At 44.0% G+C, this 6,193-nt stretch carries 8 protein-coding genes; all 8 read left to right on the top strand.

Features of this window, described 5'->3' with window-relative positions; all coding sequences use genetic code 11:
* Positions 1-676, top strand: a 676-nt coding sequence (locus V7Z64_RS11060; protein ID WP_297990715.1) for a substrate-binding domain-containing protein, incomplete at its 5' end; no start/stop codon positions are given.
* The gene (rbsK, locus tag V7Z64_RS11055) at positions 673-1,557 is read left to right on the top strand and encodes a ribokinase (RefSeq protein ID WP_297990714.1); all 885 of its coding nucleotides are present in this window, start codon (positions 673-675) and stop codon (positions 1,555-1,557) included. The genes V7Z64_RS11060 and rbsK, both read left to right, overlap by 4 nt.
* Positions 1,558-1,562: 5 nt before the next feature.
* Entirely contained in the window at positions 1,563-1,958 is a 396-nt protein-coding gene (gene rbsD / locus V7Z64_RS11050) for a D-ribose pyranase (RefSeq protein WP_035019919.1), read from the top strand.
* Positions 1,959-1,986: 28 nt separating this feature from the next.
* Entirely contained in the window at positions 1,987-3,462 is a 1,476-nt protein-coding gene (locus tag V7Z64_RS11045; RefSeq protein WP_297990716.1) for a sugar ABC transporter ATP-binding protein, read from the top strand.
* A complete protein-coding gene (locus V7Z64_RS11040) occupies positions 3,462-4,424 on the top strand; it encodes an ABC transporter permease subunit (protein ID WP_297990712.1) in 963 nt (320 codons plus the stop codon). Before V7Z64_RS11045 ends, V7Z64_RS11040 begins: the two co-directional genes overlap by 1 nt.
* 30 nt (positions 4,425-4,454) lie before the next feature.
* Entirely contained in the window at positions 4,455-5,381 is a 927-nt protein-coding gene (rbsB, locus tag V7Z64_RS11035; protein ID WP_297990711.1) for a ribose ABC transporter substrate-binding protein RbsB, read from the top strand.
* Between the two features lie 96 nt (positions 5,382-5,477).
* Entirely contained in the window at positions 5,478-5,723 is a 246-nt protein-coding gene (locus V7Z64_RS11030) for a hypothetical protein (RefSeq protein ID WP_052023530.1), read from the top strand.
* A gap of 140 nt (positions 5,724-5,863) precedes the next feature.
* Positions 5,864-5,971, top strand: coding sequence for a putative holin-like toxin (locus V7Z64_RS11025; protein WP_237811398.1), 108 nt, complete (start codon positions 5,864-5,866; stop codon positions 5,969-5,971).
* Positions 5,972-6,193: the final 222 nt, after the last annotated feature.

Genomic DNA, 6,193 nt, shown 5'->3' with positions numbered 1-6,193 from the left:
GCAATATATGGATGTCTTAAAACAAAAATATGTGGATGGCATGATTTTAACGACGAATCAATTGGCGATGGAAGAAGTGGCCGAGTTAGATGTTCCGATTGTTGTTTTGGACCGTCCATCTGATCATTCATTTCCATCGGTCATTGCGGATAACTACAGTGGCGCTCGTGTAGCGACGAGGCATTTGTATGACATTGGATGCCGAAAAATTGCCCATATTCAAGGACCAACGCATGTCGTGAACGCAATGCAACGTTTTTACGGATATCGCGATGAAATGAAAAGTTTAGGACTTTGGGAAGAAGCAGTTGTCATTCAAGGGAATTATCAACTGAAACAAGCGAAAGAAGCGGTGCTGCAAGCGATTCAAACGAATTCAATTGATGGCATTTTTGCTGGGAACGATGCGATGGCGGTTGGGGCGCTAAAAGCTGTTCAACAATTGGGACTACGTGTTCCAGAAGATGTTGCGATTATTGGATACGATGGCATTCCGTTAACGGAGATGACAACGCCAGAGCTGTCAACCATTTCGCAACCAATTTATGAAATGGGGGCGATTGCGGCGCGGCTTTTAGTGAAAACAATTGAAGGGCAGCCGATTGATCAGCTTCATTACGTACTGCCTGTTAAACTTATTGAACGGGATTCGACGCGCAGGAGGGGAAAATCGTGAGAAAGCCGAAAATTACGGTCATTGGAAGCATCAATATGGACTTAGTAACGATCACAAAACGAATGCCGCTGCAAGGCGAAACGGTAGTAGGGGAAACGTTTCGCCTCATCCCTGGGGGGAAAGGAGCGAATCAAGCGGTAGCAGCAGCACGGCTTGGCGCGGATGTGCAGATGATTGGCGCTGTTGGCACCGATGCGTTTGGAACGGAGTTGCTTCAGCATTTAGCGAAAGAAGGAATTATTGTCGATGGTGTGAAACCGGTTACAGATACCGAAACTGGCATTGCGACAATTATCATTTCGGAAGGAGATAACCGCATTATCGTCGTTCCTGGAGCCAATCATGCGCTACGTTCAGACGATCTAGAGCGTTGGGAAGAGAAAATTGCGACAAGCGATGTTTGTCTGCTTCAGTTAGAAATTCCACTTTCCGTCGTAGAACGAGCAGTGTCGATCGCGAAACGAAACGGTGTTCGTGTCATTTTAAACCCAGCACCGGCACAGCCGCTCCCAGACACATTGCTCGATCAAGTCGACTTTTTGACGCCAAATGAACACGAACGTGATGTCGTGCTGGCGGGGAGACCGTTAAAACAATGGGCGCACAAATTGATCGTGACCGAAGGAAAGCGAGGCGTTTCATTCCAGCGAAACGGTGAGCAGGTACTTATCCCAGGGTTTCGCGTACCAGTTGTCGATACGACGGGAGCGGGGGATACGTTTAATGGAGCGCTTGCGGTAGCGTTAAGTAAAGGCATGGCATTAGAAGATGCTTGTCGTTATGCAAATGCAGCGGCGGCACTTTCCGTCACAAAGCTTGGGGCACAAACAGGGATGCCGACCGAGAGAGAACTAGAGTCGTTTCTTGCGGAGAAAGGATGAAAACGATGAAAAAATATGGAGTGTTAAATAAAGAATTAAATACCGTATTTGCTTCGCTAGGACATACAGATATGATCGTCATCGCTGATTGTGGTTTGCCGATTCCGGAAGGAGTAACGCGCATTGATTTATCGCTCATTAAAGGTTTCCCATCTTTTTTGTCCGTACTCGATCCGATTTTAGAAGAATTAGAGATTGAAGCGATTACGATTGCGGAAGAAATGCAAACACATAATCCTGTGATGTATCAAGAGATTCAAAAACGATTTGTGAACACGACACAACATACTGTTTCACATGAACGGTTAAAAGAAATGATGAAATCGGCGAAAGCGGTTATTCGCACAGGAGAGGCGACTCCTTACGCTAATATAATTCTTCACTCCGGCGTTAATTTTTAAGGAGGAGACGAACGTGCCATTCATTCAAATGAAAGGAATTAAAAAGGCGTTTCATCATCATCTCGTCTTAGACGGAGTCGATTTTGAAGTATGTGCAGGCGAAGTACATGCGCTAATGGGGGAGAACGGAGCTGGAAAATCGACGTTAATGAAAATATTGACGGGAATGTACGAAAAAGATGCTGGGACGATTACGGTCGATGGGAAAGAGGTACATTATCGGCATCCGAAAGAAGCAGAGCGAGACGGCATTGTGTTTATTCATCAAGAGCTAAATATCATCCCAACGTTAACGGTAGCGGAAAATATGTTTTTAGGGCGAGAACAAACGATTGGAAAAACGGGATGGATTCGCCAAAAAGAAATGGCAGAAGAAGCAAAACGATATTTGCAAAAACTTGGCATGGACATCGATCCGAATGAGATGGCGGGGTGTTTATCGGTTGGTAAGCAACAAGTTATCGAGATTGCTAGAGCATTATCAACGAATGCCAAATGTTTAATTATGGATGAGCCAACAGCGGCATTAACCGATCGCGAAATTCAAACGCTCTTTACCGTCATTCGTACGTTAAAACAACAAGGGGTTGCAATTGTTTACATTTCACATCGGATGGAAGAAATTTTTACGATTTGCGACCGCATCTCCGTTTTGCGCGACGGCCAGTTTATTGGAACGAAGCTAATACGTGAAACGACATTTGATGAGATTGTCCATATGATGGTCGGCAGACAAATTGGAGAGCGCTTCCCGAAACGAAGCGTCCAAATCGGTGAAGAGCGGCTTCGCGTCGAAGGATTGACACAAAACGGGGTGTTTCATAACGTTTCGTTTACGGTGCGTGCAGGAGAAATTTTGGGGGTTGCTGGGTTGATGGGTGCCGGTCGTACGGAAATAATGGAAGCGATTTTTGGCATTCGAAAAACTGATGCGGGAACGGTTTATTTGAATCAACAACCAGTAAAAATCACATCGCCGCGTCAAGCAGTGGAATACGGGATGGCTTTTATTACTGAAGATCGAAAAGGAAAAGGGCTTGTTTTACAAATGAGCGTTCGTGAAAACTTAACGTTGCCGAAAGCAGGGCAGTTGGCAACGATTGGATTCATCGATAACAAAAAAGAAAATGAGCTTGTTCGTTCTTTAATCGAACGACTTCATATTAAAGCAGCTTCCGCTGAGATGGAAGTAAAATCGTTAAGTGGAGGAAATCAACAAAAAGTTGTATTTGGAAAATGGTTGGCAATGAATCCAAGCATACTGATTTTAGATGAACCGACACGAGGAGTAGACGTTGGGGCAAAAAAAGAAATTTATGAGATGATGAATGAGCTAGCTGCTCAAGGTGTTGCGATCATCATGGTGTCGTCGGAACTACCTGAGATTCTAGGGATGAGTGATCGGATTATGGTTGTTCATGAAGGAAAAGTAACGGCGATCTTGCAGAACGACAATGTCGATCAAGAAACGATTATGCGCGCGGCGACAGGGGGAGACGTATAATGCAAAAACCAATCGTGCAAGGGACGACAACTGTTTGGAAGTTAAATATAAAGAAGCTTGGACCGTTAGTAGGCTTGTTGTTGCTTTGTATTGTACTTACTTTTTTGAGCGATAGCTTTTTTACACTCGATAACTGGCTTAATATTTTGCGACAAGTATCAATTAATGCACTTATTGCATTTGGGATGACGTTCGTTATTTTAACAGGTGGAATTGATTTATCAGTAGGTTCCGTGCTAGCACTTTCTAGCGCATTTGCGGCTGGATTGATGGCAAATGGAATGAACGGTGTTTTCTCAATGATGATCGGTATTTCCGCAGGACTCGCTATGGGGGCGCTAAACGGCGTTATTATTACGAAAGGGCGCGTCGCTCCATTTATTGCGACATTAGCGACAATGACTATTTTTCGCGGGGCTACCCTTGTGTATACAGAGGGACGGCCGATTACCGGTTTTTCGGATGAACTGGCTTTCCAAATGATTGGGCGTGGTTATTTTCTCGGAATTTCTGTTCCCGTTGTATTGATGCTTGTTGCTTATGTATTACTTTATGTCGTATTAAAGAAAACGACGTTCGGTCGCCATACATATGCGATTGGTGGAAATGAGGAAGCGACTCGTTTATCGGGTATTCGCGTTGATCGTTTAAAAATTTGGATTTATTCCTTAACAGGTGGCTTAGCGGCTTTGGCAGGTTTAATTTTAACTTCTCGTCTAAATTCCGCTCAACCGACTGCAGGAACTGCTTACGAGCTCGATGCGATTGCGGCGGTTGTGTTAGGGGGAACTAGTTTATCCGGTGGACGCGGCTGGATTTTTGGTACGCTTATCGGAGCGTTAATCATTGGGGTATTAAATAATGGATTAAACCTACTAAACGTGTCATCTTTTTACCAACAAGTCATTAAAGGTGTTGTCATTCTTCTTGCGGTGATTTTAGATCGCCGAAAAGAAGTTTGATATAAATTTTAAGCAAAGCGGGGGAGAATGATGAAGAAAATTGTAGGAATGTTGACAGTTATTTTAGTCGTTATGTGGGGGCTTATCGGTTGTTCACTAGACAGCGGTACTCCAACGAACAGCACGGAGAAAAAGGAAGAAGGGGATGTAAAAATTGGTTTATCAATTTCGACGTTAAACAATCCGTTTTTCGTCACGTTGAAGGAAGGGGCAGAAAAAGCAGCGAAAGAAGCAAATGTATCGTTAACAGTTGTTGATGCACAAAACGATCCAGCGAAACAAACGAGCGATATCGAAGATTTAATTCAACAAGGGGTAGATATTATTTTAATTAACCCAACTGATTCTAGCGCTGTTGCATCAGCGATTGAATCGGCGAACAAGGCGAACATCCCAGTCATTACGGTCGACCGTAGTGCAGATGGTGGGGAGGTTGTTGCTCATATCGCTTCAGATAACGTTGCAGGAGGAAAAATGGCTGGTGAGTTTATTATTGAGGCATTAAAAGATGGTGGAAATATCGTTGAGTTAGAAGGAATTCCTGGCTCATCAGCGGCACGTGAACGTGGCGAAGGATTCCATCAAGTCATTGACAAAGCAAGCAACATTAAAGTGGTTGCAAAACAAGCTGCTGATTTCGACCGTGCGAAAGGATTATCAGTTATGGAAAATATTTTACAAAGTCAAAAAGATATAAAAGCGGTGTTTGCGCACAATGATGAAATGGCGTTAGGGGCGTTAGAAGCACTTGAGGCGCATGGAATGAAAGATGTGATCGTTGTTGGATTTGACGCAACGGATGATGCAGTAAAAGCTGTACAAGAAGGAAAAATGGCCGCAACCATTGCTCAAAAACCAGCACTAATCGGGGAAAACGCCGTCAAAACAGCACTAAAAGTTGTAAATGGCGAAACAGTAGAAAAATTCATTCCGGTGCCGTTAGAATTGGTGAAGTAATAACGGTGCCTGTCACGCCCCGATGGATGTCGAGATTTGTAGAAACAGAGAGTCATAGATGGGCTCTCTGTTTTATGCGTTTATGAGGAAAAAGGCATGTTGGAAGTAAGCCGCTACATTCATCTCAATTCTGTCGAGGCCCGTATTGCTCATCTTTCCGAACATTATCGCTGGGGTAGTTTTTATTTATATAAGCAACCGCAAACACACACGCCCCCATTCATGAATATCGACGCGCTATTGCAATGTTTCTTAGGTACGAAAGAAGAACAGAAGAAAAAATATGTGGAATTTGGCAAGAATGAGAGTTTGTCTACAAAAAATGATGGAATCTTCTTATAGGCTCGGTATAGCGGTTGCGTTTGAGACATATTGCCTGGATTTGTAGAAGAAAGCATACGGACATGTTACAATCGCAGTAGTAGCAACTACATAAGCAGGGTGGGCGGTTGACCACTTCCCTAATGGAGGGAGGTGGGAAAATGACGACATACGAAGCATTAAGCTTAGTTGCTCAATTCAGTCTAGTACTGATAGGGATGCTAACATTGATCGTCACGATGGTCGTCTATATAAACAAAAAGAAGTAACCGCTCCCCCACGACCAATGGATTAAGACGGTTACTCCTTTTCGGTAATCGCTGATTCAATTAGGTCAGCCGCTCTTCTTGCGGCATGTAGTTGCTTCGGCTGAGCGTTCGCGGCGCTCAGTCTTTTTTATTTTATGAAATATCTGCTTCTATTATACAAATGATACGGCCCATTTGGCAAGAATGTGGACAGCGTGCCTGTCACGTCCCACGCAGCCATTT

It is taken from the genome of Anoxybacillus sp. (assembly GCF_036834105.1).
In the GTDB taxonomy this organism is placed as follows: Bacteria; Bacillota; Bacilli; order Bacillales; family Anoxybacillaceae; genus Anoxybacillus.
Note: the sequence above shows the minus strand (reverse complement) of the source record. Positions and strands in the feature narration are given on the sequence as shown.

What these genes read in the sequence shown, in the direction of transcription:
- rbsD (WP_035019919.1), top strand. Translation starts at nt 1,563, where the DNA reads ATGAAAAAATATGGAGTGTTAAATAAAGAATTAAATACCGTATTTGCT.
- V7Z64_RS11045 (WP_297990716.1), top strand. Translation starts at nt 1,987, where the DNA reads ATGAAAGGAATTAAAAAGGCGTTTCATCATCATCTCGTCTTAGACGGA.
- V7Z64_RS11040 (WP_297990712.1), top strand. Translation starts at nt 3,462, where the DNA reads ATGCAAAAACCAATCGTGCAAGGGACGACAACTGTTTGGAAGTTAAAT.
- rbsB (WP_297990711.1), top strand. Translation starts at nt 4,455, where the DNA reads ATGAAGAAAATTGTAGGAATGTTGACAGTTATTTTAGTCGTTATGTGG.
- V7Z64_RS11030 (WP_052023530.1), top strand. Translation starts at nt 5,478, where the DNA reads ATGTTGGAAGTAAGCCGCTACATTCATCTCAATTCTGTCGAGGCCCGT.
- V7Z64_RS11025 (WP_237811398.1), top strand. Translation starts at nt 5,864, where the DNA reads ATGACGACATACGAAGCATTAAGCTTAGTTGCTCAATTCAGTCTAGTA.